The following is a 236-nucleotide window of genomic DNA, read 5'->3' as shown; positions in this document are numbered from 1 at the left end:
TTATGGACAGATCCCAAAGATTTAACGGCCATTCTAGCAAATGATTGTAGTACAGATCATATAGAATATCGAATTCATGCCTTTACCAACTTTGTTAGTGAGCCTTTTGTCGTTACAGTTGATCCAACAAAGATGAAAGACGTAAAGCCTGAGGACAGTTCTTCTACTTCCGATGAGAAGTAAAATATCCCGATATTAAAGTCATTCGAAAAAGATGATAATGTCGAAAGAGTTTT

Annotated in this window: 1 protein-coding gene; it reads left to right on the top strand. The window is 35.6% G+C overall.

Translation table 11 applies throughout. The features are described from left to right. A partial coding sequence (locus RYX56_RS25235; protein WP_317124499.1) for a hypothetical protein occupies window positions 1–183 on the top strand: 183 nt, incomplete at its 5' end. Between the last annotated feature and the right edge of the window lie 53 nt (window positions 184–236).

The organism is Alkalihalophilus lindianensis, assembly GCF_032843265.1.
GTDB lineage: Bacteria > Bacillota > Bacilli > Bacillales > Bacillaceae_D > Alkalihalophilus > Alkalihalophilus lindianensis.
The sequence above is the reverse complement of the archived record's forward strand: the minus strand, read 5'-3'. Positions and strand labels throughout refer to the sequence as shown.